The following is an 18553-nucleotide window of genomic DNA, read 5'->3' as shown; positions in this document are numbered from 1 at the left end:
AGCTGCGTGTCCATCAGCGGCTTTTGCCACTTCTTGATATTCTGTGATGCACTTTTCGAGTATGTCACTGTTGGCAGTGGTGTACTCAATGATGGTTTCTTTACCCTTGCCCTTACTCAAGCTTTAGTAGTTTAGGACACGGTAGTATTTTACATGAGAACTTATCAAAGTTTTTACATAAGCTCTATTATGTTATTTTTAGTGAATCTAAAAGGTGGTGGATATATTAAATAGTGGTTTGACGGTGGTTAAAAGACACCAGTAGGTGGTTGGAGTGAAAATGATATTCATCATATTAAGCCTCTAATATTTGGAGGTACTAATAATTTTAATAATTTAGTGCCTTTACAAGGAAAATGCATTAAAGGGAATATTCTCAGTTTTGGAATAGGTACTAGTATGAATTATAGTTTTGAAGTCACTGTTGGTTTATTAAAAAATAGTTGGACGAAACCTAAAGCAATAAATAATATTTCCATAGATATGTTATTTAGATGTAGGTTCTTACATGGAATAAATGAATTTAATGATATACCCTTTTCTGAAGATTTTATAGAATTCTATAGAATTTCTAATGGTGCATATTTGTTTGAAGATGTTATATATGGACAGTGGGGGTTAATATTATTAGATTTATATTTTATAGAAGTAAAAACACAAGAATTTATGCATGATTATAGAGATGATTTCATCTTTGGGGATTATATTATTGGTGAGTTTTTGGGAGATAATGATTTATTGCTATTAAGGTTAGATGAAACTAAAGAGGATTATGGCTCTATAATAGTAGCAAACCGAATGGATAGCAGAGAAGAGTGGAAAAAAGTAGAAAGAAATTTTCGTAATTTTATAGTGAATTTTGCATTTAATGAGGGACAGAAATATTGGGAATGAATATTTTGAGTTTGATGGGTGCTGATGAAAACACAGCATAATTTAAAGCTTAAAAGATAAAAGTCATTGAAGAAAATAAAGGAAATGTCTCAAAAACAGCAAGACAGCTCTGGCTTTCGCATTCTCAGTTTGAATAATAATTTCAGTCTGTTTGTATTTCTGGATCTGCCCTACTTTGTGGTTCAGTAAGGCAAGACAAACGATCTACAAAAAAGCGAGAAGACCGATTAAGATTTCTCGCCATTTTGAGATGATTAGGAATAGTGTAATTTTAGAAATAACTCCATTTCAGCTTTGCGACGTTTCACCAGTCCAGCCAAAACACGACCACCAGCCTTATTCCACTTTGGAAATTCGGCAGCAGCACCTTTGTAGTCTTTGGCATTGAGCTTTTTAAGCAGAGTTGATTTACTAAGATTGCCTTCGCCCAAGTTGTAGGTAAATGAGGCTAAAGCATCGAATTGGTTTTGGTTGAGCGGAACCTTCACCAAGCGATTGATAGCATTTTCAAATACAACTAGGTCATTACGAAGATATTCTTCTGCTTGAGATTCAGTGCATGTATCACCTTTTTTTACACGCACACCGTTAGGGTATTTGATTGTGCCAAATCCAATGGTCCAAATGCCCACACCATCGTCATAAGCTTTCAAGCGTTTACCTTCAAAGCCTTTGATTAAGCCTACTCCTGGGTTACTTGTCTTCATGGCAACTTACCTCCCGAAACTACAGCTTTCCAAATCAATACAAACGTATCGATCGCTTTACCACCTAAATGCCCTGCCATACCAGCCAACACACCAATAAGCACCAACGGCATATCCCAATAAATACACAATAGAACTGTGATAATCCCTGCGAATGCAGAGATAATTAACTCACCGAAAAGTCGCATAAATATCTCCTTCAACGGCTTGGGTTCTTTCGATTGATTTAACCTGCGAATGAAGGCAACCAAACCTCCAAGCATAGCTAAAGCAATCATCCAACCATATGTAATGAGACCTGTGATGATCTCTTTTAATGTTTCTTTATCCACAAAACCCCCTATTTTTGGCAATAAAAAAGCACCCGGTTGGGTGCTGTTACTTAAGCAAAATCAGCTTTCAACAAGCTTTTGATTTATCACAATATAGTTTGCTTGAACTATCTGCCCTTCTATTTTTAAAACATCCTGACCAAGATCAAGATGTATTCTTTGCTTTAAAAATTCAGGACATTCAACAACATTTTGAATGACACCTGTTTCGATACAATAAACTGCAAAATATGCCATTATTTCCTCATCGTCATTGCATGGATATAGCGTTGTGACACGTTTACATTACCGCCCGAATCTGAGCGCAATTGAAGCTCAAACGTTCCCGCGATCAATGTTGAATCATGTCTTGAAATATTTAAGGTTCCTGCACTTCGTGCACTTCCTCTAATCTCAACATTGTGATTATGAATTCCGTCTAAACCCATTGATGCACTTCCTGACAAACTTAAATTATGGCTATGTGAACCCGTTGTATTTGTCGATCCGTTGTAACTATGGTTATGTGAAGAACCCGAAATCGTTCCAGCTGTTGAGTTTTGAGTATTGCCATTGAATGAATGCGAATGGCTTCCTGAATCGGTCATTGAGCCACTAACATTGACTGTTATTCCGTGGTTGTGTTGTCCGCTATTTTGAGTCGTTGTACCAACAGAAGCATAATCAATAAAATGCACTTCTAAATCTTCAAAGACAACAGATCCATTCTTCAGTACTCGACAAAGTAAACGCTGACTAGACGTATAACCTACAAAGCTAAATACAGACCCAAAAGTTAAGATCGTATGGCCCATATCCGCAGGAACAGCCAAAGTTTGCACAGTGGTATAACTCGTACCAATGGTCAAATTCGCTTCAGCAAATGCCGAAACAGGAACAGTTACAGCATTGTCTTTGATCTTCAACGTATCAACTGCAAGGTTTGCTATTTTCCCCTCTGTCACAGCTAAATTGTCAATTTTTGCAGTAGTCACAGCCAAAGAATCAATCTTGGCCGTCTTAACAGATAAATCAACAATATGAGATGTATTCACTGATTGGTAGTCCATCATTGCTGCTTTTAGGTAGGCAGACACAGGGAATACAGTTCCTGTAACAGGATCAGTAAATGGCGTGGTTCGGAATATAAATGGATAATATCCCGTACTATTGCCACTCCCGATAGCAAGCGAATCTACATTAAAGACAAATATTCCCTCAACACCATCGTTTGCACCCCCCCATCCAATGACTTTGCCATTCACATCAATCTTTGTGAATTTCTGCGCATACAAACCATCTACTGATTGAGTGACTTCTTGAACGGCTGCTTTATTACCATTCAATTCTGTTTGGACTGTATCCGTCCGAATAGCTTGCGCCATATCCGCTTCAATTCTTGCTGATTGTTCAGACCATACGCCAGCATACCCACCAGAATTACCAATAAGATCAGACTCTGAACCAATTAATGGCGGATTAATTTGCGCATACACGCCATTCAGCATGGTTGTATTCGCAATCACTCGATTATCAACAGCAAATAAATCAGACTTGACCTGATTTAAAGCACCTGTACTTGCTTTACCATCAAGCTCTAAATCTAAAGCATCGATTAGCACTGCATTTGCATTTGATTTCTCAACTGCAATTTGTGCTGAATTTCGCACAGTTGCTAAAGCTTGATCATTCTCAACAATATAAGTATCAATCTTTTGAACTGTGGCCTTATCCCCATCAATACGAGCAATCACCTCTTGCTGTGCAAAGGCTTGAACATCATTGACTTGAGCAACAGTTGTATCAATGCGCTTACTCAAAATTAGATCACCTTCAATCATTGCTGATTGAAGTGACCAGGTTCCCGCGAAGCCTTGATCATTACCGATCAGATCAGAAGTGGAGCCAATTAAAGGTGGGTTCAACTGAGCGTAAACAGCATCAGTTTTTTCAGCAGTCAATTTCAGATTATCAGCAACAACTTTAATTTCTGATTGTGCAGCGGCTATTCCATCCTCACTTGATTTCTTAACCGTATCAACAACCTGAAGTACAGCCTTATCTCCATCAATAATTTGCTGAGATAAACCATCTTTGGCTTGTTGAATCGCATACTGACGATCAATAATTTCTTGATTAATCTGATTCTTTGTATTCTGAATATCCAGTTTAATTGGTCCTATTTCTGCATCTACTGCTTCAATATGATCAATCTTAGTTTGCAGATCCTGATGAAGTTGCGTTTCAGTAATCTTGCCTTCCAAGATTTTCAAAATATCAGATGCATCCGCTGAAGTGGTTGCATTGGTCCAGCTTGACCAAGAGCCAATATTTCCAATTCGATCAATCAAACGCGCACGATAATATTGTTTTAGATTAGGCTGTAATCCTTGCAATGTATGTGTGCTTGTTGGGTATGCGAATAAGCCCAATTGCGCAATATTACTTACACCATCGGGTGAAACTTGAATCTCTGTATAAGCCGTATCCAGCGCACCAACCGCAGGAAAACCCCATTCAAGTTTGATACCAAATAAAATTCCCATTGCATTAATAAAAGCCAATGCTGGTGGAGTTCCTTGTTTACCCTTTAACTCAGTCAAAATTGAATAGGTAGGTAATGAAGACACTTCAAACGCATTAATCGCTGTTACTTTTGCCTGGTAATTTCCTGAATAAATCCCTTGAACTTCAACAGAGTTGTTACCTGTTATCGGCATCTTGATCCAAGAGCCATCATCTTTGCGCCATTCGACCAAATACTTAACTGCACTTGCTGCCTGTGGCCAAGCGATTAACATCGTGGCAACCGTTAATCCTTGTTGCACCATTTCATCTGAAGAAACCGAAACTGATTCAACAGGTGATTGTAGATTTGGATTAATGATTGAGATCGGACGATCATCAATAAATGTTCCCTGGTCAATCGCATCAAATTTTGCAGGATTATATTGCAAGCCAGTTATTGTGAATTGATGTGTATCATCACGGTTGATTGATACCACTCTAAACTTCATTGTTGCCAAGTCTTGAGCATCCACAATCCACACGTTCTGCGCTGCTACAGAATCGAATGCAGCCACAACGGTAATTACTCTGCCATTTTTTGACTGAACAATTCGCGCCTGTGCTTTGCCATCCTCTCCATTCACCACTAAGCGATCACCAGCGCGACATACAACATCATCACGATCAACAGTAATACTTTTTAAATCTGCACTCACTGAAGAAATACGTCCACCATTGGCACGGCCAGCAAAGATTGGATCAGCAATTTCAATCACTTTGCCTGGCCGCGGAATAAAACCATCTAGACCGACTTTAAAAGTCACAGTTCGAGTTTCAAACTGTTCGGTTTTTAATGCCCAATTTCCTGCGCGCTGCGCTTGCCCTACTGAAGTACAACCATAGGCAGAAATATCTAAGATGCGAATGCCGTACTTTGCAATCGCAGTCTCATCACGCACAATTTCATATTCAGTTTTATAACGATTTTCTGGATTGTCATAAGCCACTTTGGCAATGGTATGTCTGTCACGTGCACGTGTGCCTGAATATTCAAATCGACCATCTATCACATTGGCACTGGTGAAAGTGTATAGCGTGTCTTGTGGAATATCGGCATCACAGACAATCGCTTGACCATCCCAGTAAATATAGGCTCTGAAAGCCCCCGCCATTTTGGACAATACAGACCAGGCATCATCCTGAGATTGCTCATAAACATTTAAAGTAAACCGTGGTTCTTGCCCCCCTTTACCATCTGGTACAAGTTGATCACAATACTGGCCTAAACGATAAATTGACCATTTATCAATCATGGATGAATTGATGCGATTACCTAACGCATAGCGCTTTGTGATACAAGCATCATAAAAATGCCATGCTGGATTATTGCTATATGCTCGTTTAAAGCTACCATCCCATAGCCCTGTATATACTCGTGTCTCAGGGTTATAGTTGCTTGGTAATAGTATTTCTACACCTTCGCATTCAACTGCCATTTTTGCGACATTTGAAAATGTTTGTGCATCATAACGAAGCCCAAGCAAAGCGGTATTAGGATAGCGTAGCTTTGCATCAATCACTTCAGTGACTGCCTGCACATACATTTTATCGCTGATAAATTCTGAACTTGTGTTTGGTGTTAAACGTCGAATACGCACTTGCCAACCTGAATCAGCTTTTGGCAATTCAATGCGATGAGAACGTTCGTAATTGGCTGAGGTTTTATCAGAAATTTGAGTATTTAAAACTTCGGACCAAGTACCCCCATCGGTTTGCACATCAACTGCATAACGAATGGTATATCCATTTAAATCACCATTACTCTCATTCTGTTGGCGTAATGGCCCCCAACGTAAGCGCAAACGAACCGCATCAAGTTCTGTATTATTAAATGCTTTAACCCATGGCGTTTCAGACTTTAACTCAACTCCAATTGCTGTTTCAGATGAAATGTCTGGAAATCCCTCAATATAGGTTTGATCGTTTGTACCCTCACGAATATCTACACTGACATTTTCAAAATTCCAGTTGCCTTTAAAATCTTGCAAAGGGGTATCATCTAAAAATATGGATTTATACCCATTGGCCAAACCTTTAATTGGACCCTCAGACAAACCATAAAGAATTTTTATAAAAGTTTTAGATTGTGCTGAGTCAAGATCAATCACTGGCTGACGTGGCTGTTGTCCCCCAGCTTTTGCGCCCTTAATTGGTGTATTCATAAATTCCTCAAGCATAAAAAAAGGCGCTTTATGCGCCAGGACTCAACCTTATCTACATCATATCTTCAGGATATTGGCCTGCTGATACGATGAATCCGCCAATCTCTCGTTTACCACGCAATACAGGAACAGGATTACCCTGGGCAATGGTGGTTACAGCTCCACCAAAGCCAAAATTGGCACGATTGCCGTCTTGGTTTTGATTTGTATTCGGATCAACTTTAGGTACGAGCATTTGAGCGATACCACCCATCACCATGCCTGCACCCGCACCGATCAAAGCAACCCCCATGTTTGAAGTTGCGCCACCAGTCCAAAAGCCAGCAACAATCAATACAACACCAAGAACCAGCTGCAACACTCCGTTATCACCACCTGCACCCATCACACGTGGCACAATCTTGATTTCTGTTGTATCTGTGAGCATATCTATTTCAGACACACTAATATTGTTGCCTGTAATAGTTCTGCCCGTTAAAGCATCAAAACATGCTGCTTTTTTCTTGCCGCGCTGTTTAGATTTACTATCTGTAAAAATGGCAAAAGCCAAACCACGTTCATGTGCACTCAGCAAGTAATTTTCAAATCCATCCATCTGAGCGGATAAAGCACGAATCGCTTCACGTGGACTCGCAACATCAAGCTTAAATTGATAACCAAACTTTTGACCAAGTACACCGTATAATTTAATTGTTTTTAACATCTCGATGCCTCACAGTGATGGCAACCCGTTCTTGCCATTGTTGGCCAAAGACTTCACGTACTGATTTACGGTTATACGGATGATGTAAAATCAGCGAAGATCCCACACAAGGCTCAGTTTGTTCTGATTTCAATGTGCCAATATCGCCAAGCCAAATCACTGCATGATTCACATGTTCAGTGCGACCTACACGACAAAGCATGACATCACCATATTGCAAATCTTTCACTTCACTAAAACCTGCTTTACTGAAGTTATCCAAATACAAAGAAGCATTTTCAGCAGATTCCCACCAACGATCTAAGCGCTCAAAATCAGGCAATGCGATACCATATTCACGCTGATAAAAATCCCGAACCAGTGAATAACAATCTTGCCAACCATGCTGATAATTACGCCCGATCAAAGGCGCTTGATAGCCACAAGGCTCATAGACCTGAAATTCAATATCAGGATAAGCACATATGACCCAAGGCTTTTTATGCAATTCAATTTGGATTAAATCCAGCTCAGAAGCCATTACTGAAGCATTCGGATGTGAATGCACATAGGCTTGAATTTCACCTATATCTTCAGCGTGTGCAAGATCTACAGGATCTATTTCAAACTGGTCCTGATGATCTGAAATATTCTGACAACGAATATATTCCTTATTCACAATCACACCACAACATTCACTCGGGAACATTTCGGCAGCATGTAAATGAATTGCTTTTTTGAGCTTTGCTGATAATTTCATAAATCACCCAATAATATTGGCGGCTGGTTGACCACCAAAACTGCCTTCATTTTTTCGGACTTTGCAGGAACTTAAACGCCCACCACATTTATCCAGAGCTGGATTATCTGTAGGTTCGTTTTTCTCAGTGAACATGGCTGCACCTGTATAACCACATTCTTCACCACGATAATCACCCATCATGCACCAATGGCATTGGCTACTGACTTGCCGTATTGGAATACGCTGACCTTCAAAGTCGATTGGATTCGACAATTCAAAAGTCACTTGCTCCATGTTTTCTGATGTTTTTTGTTCGATAAACCAAAGCTGATTTTCAGCTTCATTCGATGCTGTTGGATTACCCCGACTGAAATTTTCAGCATCAAGATATTTAGCCAAGGTGGAAATTACGGTAAGTCTTGCACCTGCAAAATCATTGAACTGTAAACAATAAGCCGATACCGCATTTTGTAATCCATCAATATTATTGGCCATTGATAATGTTGGACTTGATGCGCGACCTGTGGAATTCATTTCCATACCATCAGCTTGAATTGCCATTGCTGAAAATGTCTTGCCTTGCCAAATGATATTGCGCTGCCAAACTTTATCAGTACCTACATCAAAAACTTTACCAATCAAATCACTATCAGATCCAATCAGACCATCTGATCCAATTGATGAGTAAATCTTTTCCCAATCTTGAAAAGCGATATGCCCATGAAATCGCAAAATGCCAGCTCCTAAAACGCTGGCATCTAATTCAAATAATGTAATTAACTCATCAACATAGAGTTTCTGATAATCACTGTTCAGAGTCATCTTTCAATGCCTCCTCAACAGCTTTTGCCAAATTGGTTTGTTGAAATTCAGGTGGTGTGTTAGATATTTCAATTTCAGACTTTGGCAATTCTTTCAAACGAATGTCGATCCAACGACCAGCAGGAATGTCTCTAGGTTTCTCAAGATTTGGAACAATATCACCCGTTTCTTCGTCAAACTTTTTGGCTAAGGTTTTAACTTCGATCGTGTTATCTTCAAGCTGTTGATATTGAACTGCAACCAAAACATTACCATTCGCATCTTTTGGCATTTCGATATACCAGCCATTTTCTGAAAAACCATCTGTATTTTTTAACAGGTAGTGACCAACATCCACTTTTTCAAATATAGGTTCTTGTTCTAATGCTTCTTGATTCGCATCAATTTTATCTGCAAACAATTGAACAATTGGAGATGCAGCTTTAACAAAACCGTTTGAATCTATTGTTGTATTATTTCCTGATAAAATTTTGCCATACCGCACTCCACGGACCGAAGGATCTACCTGAACAGAAGTAGAAACTCCGTGATATAAATCTCCATTATTAGTACCAATCAAATAATTATTTGTATAAGCGCTTAAAGTCGGTAACGATATTGCTGATCCCGAACCGGAAGACACATCAGGCACATCCTTAAAACTAATAAATCTTGTTTTACGCAACTCGGCAGTTGGTAAATTTTTAAATGGATTTGAAATCTCAGATTGAAAAGCACCTAAGCCAAATGCCCCAGTTTGAAGTAAATTTCCACTTCCTTCACCTACATAACGACTTGCAGCATGTGTATTATCTGTGAAGTTTTCATTTACCTTTGTGCCAGTCGAACGAAATGTATCCCCGCCTGCACCACTTGGTGCGGATCCTAAATTAATTGTTTGAATAGCCATATTTTTCTCACAAAAAAGCCCCAACAGTGCGAGGCGTGAAGTTGATTAAATTTAAGGGTAAAAAACTTGGGTAAAGGTTGTGGAAATAGTCCAGATCATTCCACCTACTTGACTAGGTGTATAGCTTGTATCTGTTTTGACGCGTACTTCTCCATCCAATGGCGAATTCCATAGAAATGAATCAGCCCCTTTATGTCGATCAAAAAAAGCTTTGATTTGAAGAATCTCTTCTTTGGTAGATGTAAATTTGTAAGGCCACTCTCCCTTTTTATTGTTGATGCCTACTGAGATATTCTGTTCGTAGCCATCTCCAAATTTAGAAGTCAAAATATTGAAGTTTTGTTTGCCTGAGTTTCCATCCAGATCACATGGAAATGTAAATTTTTCATTGCTCATAAATTGCGTCCAATAAAAAACCCACTCGGTGAGTGGGTTTTAAGTTTAATGCTGAATAAGTATTTGAATATTAATCACTTGATGATCTTAAAATAAAGCTAAAATCTGCAGTTGTTTTGATAAGTTCAGGTTTGCCATTTATAATCAAAGGCTTAAAACTTGCCTGCTTGATGAACTCACTTAAAACATATTTATCTAGAGCAGGTATTCCAGTCCCTCGAAAAACTTTGACTTTGGTTAATTTACCTTTTTCATTAGCCTCTACACTCAATCTTATCGTTCTATCACTTCCTTTTAAATCAGCATTAGTATAAGTAAATTCAGGATATACAGCATATTTAGGAACCCTGGAAACTGAAAATTCAAAAGGTAGTTTTAAGCGCGATGGGTGATTTGTTTTTATATCCCATTCATTCCAAACTTTGAGTTTTGATCTTTTCACAGCCCTTAATACTAAACTGTCTAATTCATCCACTCCGCTACTTTTGCTTACTTCAGCTTTTTGAACCCTACCATTCTCATCGGTCTCTAAATAGATTAATAAATCTCTGTCGTAGCCTTCTAATATTTCATTATCAATTCTAATTTTTGGAGGTATTATCCATTTCATTAACATTCCAGTTTCTTTACTTCTTTGCACTTCTTGAACATTAGTAGCATTTGCTCCGAGGCAAATAATTGAAAATAATAAACCGAAAATTAAAAATAAGCTTTTCATGATATATCTCTAGTATATTTAGACCAAGATACTAATTTTAAGGCCAAAAAGAAACCTCGCGAAGGAGGTTTGATCTTCATTTTAGAAGCTATACCGAACACCAGCTTTGTAGGTTAAGCCATCAAAATCACCAATGTTGTTCGAAGAATAATATTGATTTACTCCGCCATGCCATGAACAAGTGCCTTGACCTGAGCTATTACTGGTTGTTCCATCATTACAGCGTGTTTTGTCATGATTGGTTAAGTCAAATGCCCACTTATAACCTACACCACCATAAAGCGAGAAGTTTGGGTTAAGCTTAACACCGGCTTCTAAGCCTACAGGGATTGTTAGATAAGCAGTATTATCAAATCCATCTACATCCAGCAAGCCAACACCAAGACCCAAAGTACCAATAGCATATAAGCGCTCAGTACTTAAAATATTATAATGTCCACCGCCTGAGATTTCATAATAATCACCGTCATAATCACTATTGCCTTGGTATTCAAACTTTGCCCAAGCACCATGTTTATGAGGTGATGTAGAGATACCTAAACCAAATCCGTTCATATCAGCATCAACATCATTCTCAAATTCACCCTTTTGAGATGAGTATTCAGCAAATACAGAGTTTTTATTTAAATCCATATTTTGTGCTTGAGTTTGAAATGAAAGCCCTAATCCTGATGTGTGCTGAGAAAACAGGAGGTTTTAACTTGGTAAACTATAGACACTCATCAGGAGTTTACCATGAGCAAGAAACAGAAGACTTACACCGCAGAATTTAAAGTTGAAGCAATAAAATTGATTGAAGCCAATCAAGGCAATGTATCGGAAACAGCCAGACAACTTGGCATTTCAATGCAAACTCTTTCAAATTGGAATAATAAAGCAAAGACTGGCACCTTAGCAGGCACTAAACAATATTCACCTGATCTAAATGCCTTACTCGAAGAAAATAAAAAGCTCAAACAACAGCTCAAAACAGCTGAAATGGAACGTGAATTTCTAAAAAAGGCAGCAGCGTACTTTGCGAAAGAAAGTCAGTAAGGTACGCCTATATGAAACAGCAAAGATATTTATTCCCGATTAGCTTTATGGCTAGATTACTTCACGTTTCAGTGTCACGATTTTATGATTGGCTAAAACGAGGCATGAATAAAAGATTGGTTCAGCGAAATCAACAGACAATTTTGGTCAAAATAGCTCATGAGGAAACTAAACAAAGCTATGGCTATATTCGATTAACTAAGCATTTACAAGCGCAAGGTATCAAAATCAGTACGTATGCTGTACGTCAAATAAAAAAGCTCAACCAGCTGTATTGTAAGCGTCATAAGCGTTTCAAAAGAACTACGAAGAGTGATCATAATCGAGCGATCTACGCAAATTTACTAGAGCAACAGTTTTCAATGACTAAGCCCAATCTTGCATGGTCAAGCGATATTACATACATTTGGACTGCTGAAGGTTGGTTATACTTGGCAGCAGTAAAAGACCTGTACACGAAACAAGTGGTTGGCTATAGCTTAAATGAGCGTATGACCGCACAACTTGTTTGCAATGCACTGACTATGGCGATTCGTAATCAAAAACCAACGAAAGGCTTAATTATTCATTCGGACAGAGGCAGCCAATATTGCAGCCATGAATATCGAAAGATACTGGAAAAATGTGATTTTCAAGGTTCAATGAGCAAACGTGGGGACTGTTACGATAATGCACCGATTGAAAGTTTCTGGGGCATACTCAAGAATGAATTAGTGCATCATTGCAACTATAAAACCAGAGATGAAGCTAAAGCAGATATTACAAAATACATTGTGTTATTTTATAATCAGCGAAGAATTCAAAAGAGTTTGGATTTTAAAACGCCAAATCAAATAGCAGAGAACTTTTATCGGTTAGCTGCCTAGCATATCCCAAGTGAAAGTCTCCTGCTAATTCAGCACATATCATCCAACAAGCGCTGAAAGTAAAATTTTTTTCATAATGTAACTGCTTTGTTAATTTTCGTAAGTATATTAACAGAAATAATTTGGATAAACATTAGGCGAAAGTTGAAGAAACTTGCCGAGTTATTTAAGTTTAAAATTTACTTATAAGTTTAATCAAGATTTCTAACCCTTACTTGAAGTGCATAGCCAAAAGCACTGAATACTCAAATATAAACTGTCTTTTTTCATGTTCACTCTAAAGAAAAACCCTGCAGACGCAGGGTTTGGGGTTTTTAATCTCATTCTAATTAATGAGATAATTTCATCTCAAGCACCAAATTTAAATTCTTAACGTCTGCTACGCGGTGCGCTTCTTGTGTGAGGTCGCACATAGGTTCCATCGCTTCTTGTATATCCTTTTACTCTTACAGTTTTTGAACCGCTGGAGCCTGAATAAATTGAATAATTATATGGAATGTTCCCCGAGCTTTCAGAATATTTTGAATAACTTTGGCTAGATGTTGATGGCTGTAAATCATTAAAAGTCTTTGCAGAGTTAATGTCAGCATAACCAATGATATTCTCTTTAGTTAATTGTGATGAAATAGCATCTAAAAGCTCTTTATTTTTATTACCTACAATATATGTATTAAAATTATCATCAAAAATTACTGCAACACTTTTATTGGTTAAGGCGTTATATGCTGTGTAAGCCTGAATTCTGTTGCCAACAAAACGACGATTAAGTTGATAATATTTTGAAACTAAAATTGTGTTATTAACAACTGAATTAATATCTAAACAATATTCTGCATCTAAATCAGATCTTTTTAACCCTCCAAACTGGTATAAAGTAAAATCAATACTTTGAGTATACGCAAAATCTCGTTTAGTTATTCTTTGATTTGCCTCCTTACAGGCATTCGATTGATTTACTGAGTTTCCAGAATATTCAAACGAATTTGAAACACATCCTAACAACCCAAAGCACAACACCAACACTCCAAAAATATTCTTCATAATCAATCTATTTATTCTAAAGTTAACTTAATGTAACAAATTGATCCCTTTTTGAAAAGAGCCACCTAAGTGGCTATTCTTACTTCGACAACAAACCGCCTTGACGCTTCTCTTGAATTATCACAGCTCGTACAGCATTACCAACAACCTGAGCAAACTGTCGCTGATCCTGGGTATTACCACCTGAAGTATTAACACCAGAATCAGTAATACTTACTTGGATGGTAATATTGGGTTCACTGCTCCGTGGGTAATTATGCTGAATAGATTGAAACTGACTTCTATCAACATCGTCACCACTCATTCGAGAAACTCCCACTAGCCCTCCATCTTTAAATTTTTGAACATTTAAATCTGGTTGAGTAGAACCTAAGTGCTGAGATTTCACGCCAAGATATTCACGCTGAAATGGTATCTCACCCGTCTGATTCATGTAATTTAAAGCAACTAGACCAATTTTAGAGGCAGCATACTGACGCATCATAAACTCACCATTGGATGCCATAATTGGAATATCATCACTTGTTCCAGTGCCTTTGCCTGTGATAGAGCCACCAGTTGCAAAACCTTGAGGTGTTATAGCTTGGATCATTGCTAAGAAAGTGCCTTGATCCAAAGCCGCCTTAGCACCTGCGGCAACTTTCTGCCATACAGTACCTGGCTCTTTAGCATAAGCATCAGAAACAGATGACCATAAATTCATACCCGCTTGAGTAAGCGCAAACCCCTGCTGCATTGCAAACATTGTTTTATATGCACCTGAGCTTTCACCAAGAATACCTTTAAACATATTTGCAAATGAACCGGTCAATTGCTGAGCTTGAGTTAATTGTAAATTCAATGAATCCGTTTGATACTGATTTTCAATATCAATCATCCGTTTATTATGCGCAGCCCAAATTTGTTCACGAACCTCAGCTAATTTTTGTAAATCCGCTCCAGGTTCTTGCTCTTGGTTTTCAACATCTGCTATCTGAGTATCAAATAGATTTTGTGATGCCCCCATTCTGCTGAATTTATCTTGGTTAACTTGAAAACGCCCAGTAGATCCATTTATTTGAGATTGAACAGAATCCCACCCAATAGATGCATCTTTTAGGCGTCGATTCATATCAACTTGATTTTGAAGTTCAAGCATTTGTGTTTTAAATGCATTTTCAGCAGAATCTTCATTATTCTGAGCAATAAGCCTTTTTTCTATGTCATATCTAGCCTTAGCCAGTTGAATTTCTGACATGTAAAATTCAGTTGATTGAAGTAAACGCTGATCTTTAGCAAGTTTAGACTTTTCAATTTCATACGCAAATTTTTCATCAACCTTTTCTTTAGCAATCTGTTTTTGAATATCAGAATATTCTTTGTTTAAAGATATAGTTACTTTTTGAGTTTCGATTTCATTTTGAATTCTTTGCTCATTTGTCCAATTCCAACCCTTCACATTTGAATCAAATTGAAGTGCAACAAGTCGATTTTCATTAGCAAAGCGTTCATTCTCTTGACGCTCAAGTTTTGTTTATGTGTCACCTGAAAAATGAGATTGAATATCTGCTAATTTCTTCTCATGTTCTGTTTTGCGCTGAAGCTCACCACTTGAATATTGCAGTTCAATATCTTGCTTAACTTGCAAAAACTTAACCAAATCATTGATAGAAGTATCAAAGTCTTTAGTTGAGCCTTCAAAACCATTTGTTCCTGCAATATAGCCTTTTACATTTTGAACATATTGACGATTTACTGGTCCAATATTTGTGCCTTTATCTACATTGCCTTCGCCAGCATGGTAAGCAGAAATAGCCTTATCCCAAGAGCCAAATTTTTTGTAGAGAATTTGCAGATATTTAGCGGCCGCTTCTGCTAACTTTCCCAAATCAAATACATCGCCTCCAGTCAATTTAAAACGCTTAGCTGTATCATCAAGAAATTGAAATCCACCTTTTGCAGTACCATACTTGGTCATAGGGCCAACTGCATCCACTTTACCACGTGACTCCTGCATATGGACACCTGATAATAACCCTGGCAAAAGCCCATACTTACTTTCTAATCCATCGAAGTTGTATTTAGCAGCATTAGCCTTAACTTTTTCGTTGACCTGCAAGACTTTAAGCTGCTTCTCAAGCTCCTTAGTTTGATCTTTTTTCGCTTGGGTAATTGAATCCTCTTTTTCCTTCATTTTTGCGGAAATATCAGCAACCTTAAACATTTCCTGTGCGTAAGGAGTCTTAGTTTTAAGTGGATCAAAATTTAATGCTTTTAAAACCTTCAAGTTTTGCTCAATTAAGGCATCTGACTGCCCCATACTTTGCAATTTAGCCCTTGCTGCCATTTCTTTAATATCATCAAAAGCTCCTGACTTATAACTGTCATAGGCCTTTTTTGACTCTTCAAGAGCTTTCTTCTTAAGAAGGATGGAGTCTGTTTCGTCTTTATTTGCCTTTATAGCAGATGAAGTTTGATTGGTTAATGCTTGTTGAGCAGTTTTAACCTTTTTATATTCTTCATTAGCTTTTGCATGGGCTGTAGTCAACTCATCGATTTCAACTTTATGCTTTTTCTGCACTCCCGATAGATTGTTCACTGCTGTTGCAAATTCAGACGAACTTATTTTGCCCTTATTATATTCTTTGAACAGCTTATTGATTTCTCTTGCTGTAGATTCAGACACTGAGCCAGACTCTTCAAGCCATCCAATCATTGCACTCAAATCTGAATAAGCAACTGTATAACTAGTGGCCAACCTTTTAACTTGCTTTTCGAGCTCTCGCAATGTTGTACGTTTTTGAAGCTCATCTAACTTTGAATATTCTTCAACCAACTCATTTACAGTGCTCTTTTGTAAATCAAGTGTGGTAGTTGTATCTTTGGTACTATCTTTAAGCATTAGATATGAACCAGCAACAGCTGCAACAGTTAAACCTAATCCTACTGGTCCACCAAGAATTCCTAACAATCCACGACCAACCCCCATTGACATGTTTTGAGCGGCATTAACACGGCTTTGAGATGTAGCCAAAGCGTTTTGAGCAAGTGTTAATTCTGCAGTTACTTGTGTTTCAACTCTTCTAAGTTGAGCCATTCGTGTTATTGATGCAGTCCGACCAATACTATTGATTTGCTCCTTTAATCTTTGAACCTCTAAGGCTTTTTCAGCTGCAATTGCCGCCAAAGTTGCCTGTGTTGAAACAACACGAGCCTCTGCTGATGTGAGTTCTTGAGCAGCTGCTATCCGCTCTGCTTGGATAGCAGCATATTGAATAGCTGTCTGTTCAGTAAGTTGCTTAATTTTTCCATAACCCGCCATTGTGCTTGTATAAAGTGCTGGAATATAAGTTCCAAGCCAATAAGCACCACCGATCATGGCAATGTTCGTTACTGTATTTAAGTTTTCTGCAAGCAAGCTAAGTGAACCAGAAATAGTAGACGCAGCACCTGTAGCTTGCCCTGATTCTCCAACAAACTTAGTCACAGCATTAGACAACAGAGTGAAAGATTGTCCGATAGTGAAATTAGTTTTTCCAAAATCTCCTTCAATTGAACCTGACATTTTTTCAATTGCTTGAACCATCTTGTCAGTAGTCAATAATCCTTGAGAAGACATTTCTTTCAATTCAGCACGAGTTACACCTAAGCCTTTTGCAAACACTTCCATTAAGTAGCCAGCGTTTTCACTCATCGAAACGAACTCATCACCGTTTAATGATGATTTATCGAATGACTGGCCTAATTGGTATAAAGCTGCACTAGCTGCTTGAGCACTTGAACCTGAGTTACTAATTGATTTGGAAATAGACTCTGTGATCTTGGCAACTTTCTCTTGGCTTAAACCCAATTTTTCGCTGTTGTATTGGATCTTTTGATAGATGGTTGCAGTACCACCCCAAGCCGCACCAGATCGTTGAGCAATATCAAATGTATCTTGCATTGCCACATTTAAGGCTTTCTGATTAGTAGTTACTAGGCGCAAACGGTTGTTAAGATTAGTCCAATCATCCATCTTAGCAATCGCAGTACCAACAGTCACAACTCCTGCCAAATAACCTGCCAATTGACGTGCTGCCACTGACATAGAGTTCATTGAAGTGGTTGCGTAATTACCAGTGCGTTCAATACTTTGCAGCTCTCGATCTAATGCACGTGCATTACGTGCTGCTTGTTCTGAGCTAATTTCAATAATGAGTGTGCTACGTTGTTCGGGCATGACATTTCCTTTAGGCGTAAAAAAAGCGCTTAAGGGCGCATTGCGGACAATAAAAAACCGACCATTTGTAGGTCGGTTTATTTAGTAACTTCTATGATTTTTGCTATTGCTTGTAGTATTGGGGCAGCTTGCCATGCGAGTATTCCAGTAATAATCGCAGCCATTATTAAATAGGTCCAATCTCTTAAAGGTTTACTTTCTGATAACTTATTCATCACTTTATCAACCTGCATATTTAGGTTAAAATTCAATTAGGTTCTCACTTATTCCTGATCAATTTGTGGGAAACAAAAAAGCCCATCGACTGTGAATCGTGGGCTTTTTGCTTTTCTAATGCATTTAATTGGAGTTGTAATGAGCGCCACTACAACTAGACCATCATTTTTTATTCATTTCACTCAAATACTTCCCATCCAGCGCAAAAATACACTCAACAAAAAGCCCTCGATCTAAGTCGCAACCGTACACATCAAAATAGCTTTTAATGTCGGCAAGAGTTAGTGAGTCATAGAATCCACCGCC

At 38.2% G+C, this 18553-nt stretch carries 17 protein-coding genes; 2 read left to right on the top strand and 15 right to left on the bottom strand.

Annotation, left to right across the window (positions count from 1 at the left end):
- The first annotated feature begins 399 nt into the window (after positions 1-399).
- Positions 400-894 (top strand): SMI1/KNR4 family protein, encoded by a 495-nt coding sequence (locus PYV58_RS10330; protein ID WP_034617884.1) that lies wholly within the window; start codon positions 400-402, stop codon positions 892-894.
- Positions 895-1148: 254 nt separating this feature from the next.
- Here PYV58_RS10330 and PYV58_RS10325 read toward each other — a convergent pair whose 3' ends face one another.
- From PYV58_RS10325 to PYV58_RS10275, 11 genes are all read right to left on the bottom strand, one after another.
- Entirely contained in the window at positions 1149-1601 is a 453-nt protein-coding gene (locus PYV58_RS10325) for a lysozyme (protein ID WP_034617881.1), read from the bottom strand.
- Entirely contained in the window at positions 1598-1933 is a 336-nt protein-coding gene (locus tag PYV58_RS10320) for a phage holin family protein (RefSeq protein ID WP_034617878.1), read from the bottom strand. The genes PYV58_RS10325 and PYV58_RS10320 overlap by 4 nt, the downstream gene beginning before the upstream one ends.
- 60 nt (positions 1934-1993) lie before the next feature.
- Positions 1994-2170, bottom strand: a complete 177-nt coding sequence (locus PYV58_RS10315) for a hypothetical protein (RefSeq protein ID WP_171077811.1) — start codon at positions 2168-2170, stop codon at positions 1994-1996.
- Entirely contained in the window at positions 2170-6642 is a 4473-nt protein-coding gene (locus PYV58_RS10310; protein WP_275059822.1) for a phage tail protein, read from the bottom strand. Before PYV58_RS10310 ends, PYV58_RS10315 begins: the two co-directional genes overlap by 1 nt.
- 52 nt (positions 6643-6694) lie before the next feature.
- Positions 6695-7345: a tail assembly protein gene (locus tag PYV58_RS10305; RefSeq protein ID WP_275059821.1), complete on the bottom strand. Its 651-nt coding sequence runs from the start codon at positions 7343-7345 to the stop codon at positions 6695-6697.
- The gene (locus PYV58_RS10300; protein ID WP_275059820.1) at positions 7329-8084 is read right to left on the bottom strand and encodes an NlpC/P60 family protein; all 756 of its coding nucleotides are present in this window, start codon (positions 8082-8084) and stop codon (positions 7329-7331) included. The genes PYV58_RS10305 and PYV58_RS10300 overlap by 17 nt, the downstream gene beginning before the upstream one ends.
- A 3-nt stretch (positions 8085-8087) precedes the next feature.
- Positions 8088-8888 (bottom strand): phage minor tail protein L, encoded by an 801-nt coding sequence (locus PYV58_RS10295; RefSeq protein ID WP_275059819.1) that lies wholly within the window; start codon positions 8886-8888, stop codon positions 8088-8090.
- Positions 8872-9777 carry a hypothetical protein gene (locus PYV58_RS10290; protein WP_275059818.1) on the bottom strand — a complete coding sequence of 302 codons (906 nt, stop codon included), beginning with the start codon at positions 9775-9777 and terminating at the stop codon, positions 8872-8874. Before PYV58_RS10290 ends, PYV58_RS10295 begins: the two co-directional genes overlap by 17 nt.
- A 51-nt stretch (positions 9778-9828) precedes the next feature.
- Positions 9829-10173 (bottom strand): phage tail protein, encoded by a 345-nt coding sequence (locus tag PYV58_RS10285; protein WP_034618365.1) that lies wholly within the window; start codon positions 10171-10173, stop codon positions 9829-9831.
- Between the two features lie 70 nt (positions 10174-10243).
- Positions 10244-10891 carry a TonB family protein gene (locus tag PYV58_RS10280; protein WP_034618366.1) on the bottom strand — a complete coding sequence of 216 codons (648 nt, stop codon included), beginning with the start codon at positions 10889-10891 and terminating at the stop codon, positions 10244-10246.
- An 81-nt stretch (positions 10892-10972) separates the two neighbouring features.
- Positions 10973-11524 carry a hypothetical protein gene (locus PYV58_RS10275; RefSeq protein WP_275059817.1) on the bottom strand — a complete coding sequence of 184 codons (552 nt, stop codon included), beginning with the start codon at positions 11522-11524 and terminating at the stop codon, positions 10973-10975.
- Positions 11525-11626: 102 nt separating this feature from the next.
- On the opposite strand from PYV58_RS10275, the gene PYV58_RS10270 reads away from it, so the two are divergent.
- A protein-coding gene (locus PYV58_RS10270) for an IS3-like element ISAba21 family transposase (RefSeq protein WP_085947552.1) occupies positions 11627-12792 on the top strand; the annotation gives its coding sequence in 2 pieces (ribosomal slippage) (positions 11627-11885 and positions 11885-12792; 1167 coding nt in all).
- A gap of 369 nt (positions 12793-13161) precedes the next feature.
- On the opposite strand, the gene PYV58_RS10265 is transcribed toward PYV58_RS10270, so the two are convergent.
- From PYV58_RS10265 to PYV58_RS10250, 4 genes are all read right to left on the bottom strand, one after another.
- A complete protein-coding gene (locus PYV58_RS10265) occupies positions 13162-13833 on the bottom strand; it encodes a hypothetical protein (protein ID WP_034618367.1) in 672 nt (223 codons plus the stop codon).
- 79 nt (positions 13834-13912) lie between these two features.
- Positions 13913-15271 (bottom strand): hypothetical protein, encoded by a 1359-nt coding sequence (locus tag PYV58_RS10260; protein ID WP_275059816.1) that lies wholly within the window; start codon positions 15269-15271, stop codon positions 13913-13915.
- Positions 15272-15346: 75 nt separating this feature from the next.
- Entirely contained in the window at positions 15347-18031 is a 2685-nt protein-coding gene (locus tag PYV58_RS10255; protein WP_227504217.1) for a tape measure protein, read from the bottom strand.
- A 77-nt stretch (positions 18032-18108) separates the two neighbouring features.
- On the bottom strand, positions 18109-18246 hold the full coding sequence (locus PYV58_RS10250) for a hypothetical protein (protein WP_171077751.1): 138 nt from the start codon (positions 18244-18246) through the stop codon (positions 18109-18111).
- Positions 18247-18553 lie beyond the last annotated feature (307 nt).

This window comes from Acinetobacter sp. TAC-1, from assembly GCF_029025845.1.
GTDB lineage: Bacteria > Pseudomonadota > Gammaproteobacteria > Pseudomonadales > Moraxellaceae > Acinetobacter > Acinetobacter guillouiae.
The sequence above is the reverse complement of the archived record's forward strand: the minus strand, read 5'-3'. Positions and strand labels throughout refer to the sequence as shown.

Excerpts from the sequence above, each read along its gene's own strand:
- PYV58_RS10315 (WP_171077811.1), bottom strand. The coding sequence starts at position 2,170 with ATGGCATATTTTGCAGTTTATTGTATCGAAACAGGTGTCATTCAAAAT.
- PYV58_RS10285 (WP_034618365.1), bottom strand. The coding sequence starts at position 10,173 with ATGAGCAATGAAAAATTTACATTTCCATGTGATCTGGATGGAAACTCA.
- PYV58_RS10290 (WP_275059818.1), bottom strand. The coding sequence starts at position 9,777 with ATGGCTATTCAAACAATTAATTTAGGATCCGCACCAAGTGGTGCAGGC.
- PYV58_RS10325 (WP_034617881.1), bottom strand. The coding sequence starts at position 1,601 with ATGAAGACAAGTAACCCAGGAGTAGGCTTAATCAAAGGCTTTGAAGGT.
- PYV58_RS10250 (WP_171077751.1), bottom strand. The coding sequence starts at position 18,246 with ATGAATAAGTTATCAGAAAGTAAACCTTTAAGAGATTGGACCTATTTA.
- PYV58_RS10280 (WP_034618366.1), bottom strand. The coding sequence starts at position 10,891 with ATGAAAAGCTTATTTTTAATTTTCGGTTTATTATTTTCAATTATTTGC.
- PYV58_RS10255 (WP_227504217.1), bottom strand. The coding sequence starts at position 18,031 with ATGCCCGAACAACGTAGCACACTCATTATTGAAATTAGCTCAGAACAA.
- PYV58_RS10295 (WP_275059819.1), bottom strand. The coding sequence starts at position 8,888 with ATGACTCTGAACAGTGATTATCAGAAACTCTATGTTGATGAGTTAATT.
- PYV58_RS10275 (WP_275059817.1), bottom strand. The coding sequence starts at position 11,524 with ATGGATTTAAATAAAAACTCTGTATTTGCTGAATACTCATCTCAAAAG.
- PYV58_RS10265 (WP_034618367.1), bottom strand. The coding sequence starts at position 13,833 with ATGAAGAATATTTTTGGAGTGTTGGTGTTGTGCTTTGGGTTGTTAGGA.
- PYV58_RS10330 (WP_034617884.1), top strand. The coding sequence starts at position 400 with ATGAATTATAGTTTTGAAGTCACTGTTGGTTTATTAAAAAATAGTTGG.
- PYV58_RS10300 (WP_275059820.1), bottom strand. The coding sequence starts at position 8,084 with ATGAAATTATCAGCAAAGCTCAAAAAAGCAATTCATTTACATGCTGCC.
- PYV58_RS10310 (WP_275059822.1), bottom strand. The coding sequence starts at position 6,642 with ATGAATACACCAATTAAGGGCGCAAAAGCTGGGGGACAACAGCCACGT.
- PYV58_RS10305 (WP_275059821.1), bottom strand. The coding sequence starts at position 7,345 with ATGTTAAAAACAATTAAATTATACGGTGTACTTGGTCAAAAGTTTGGT.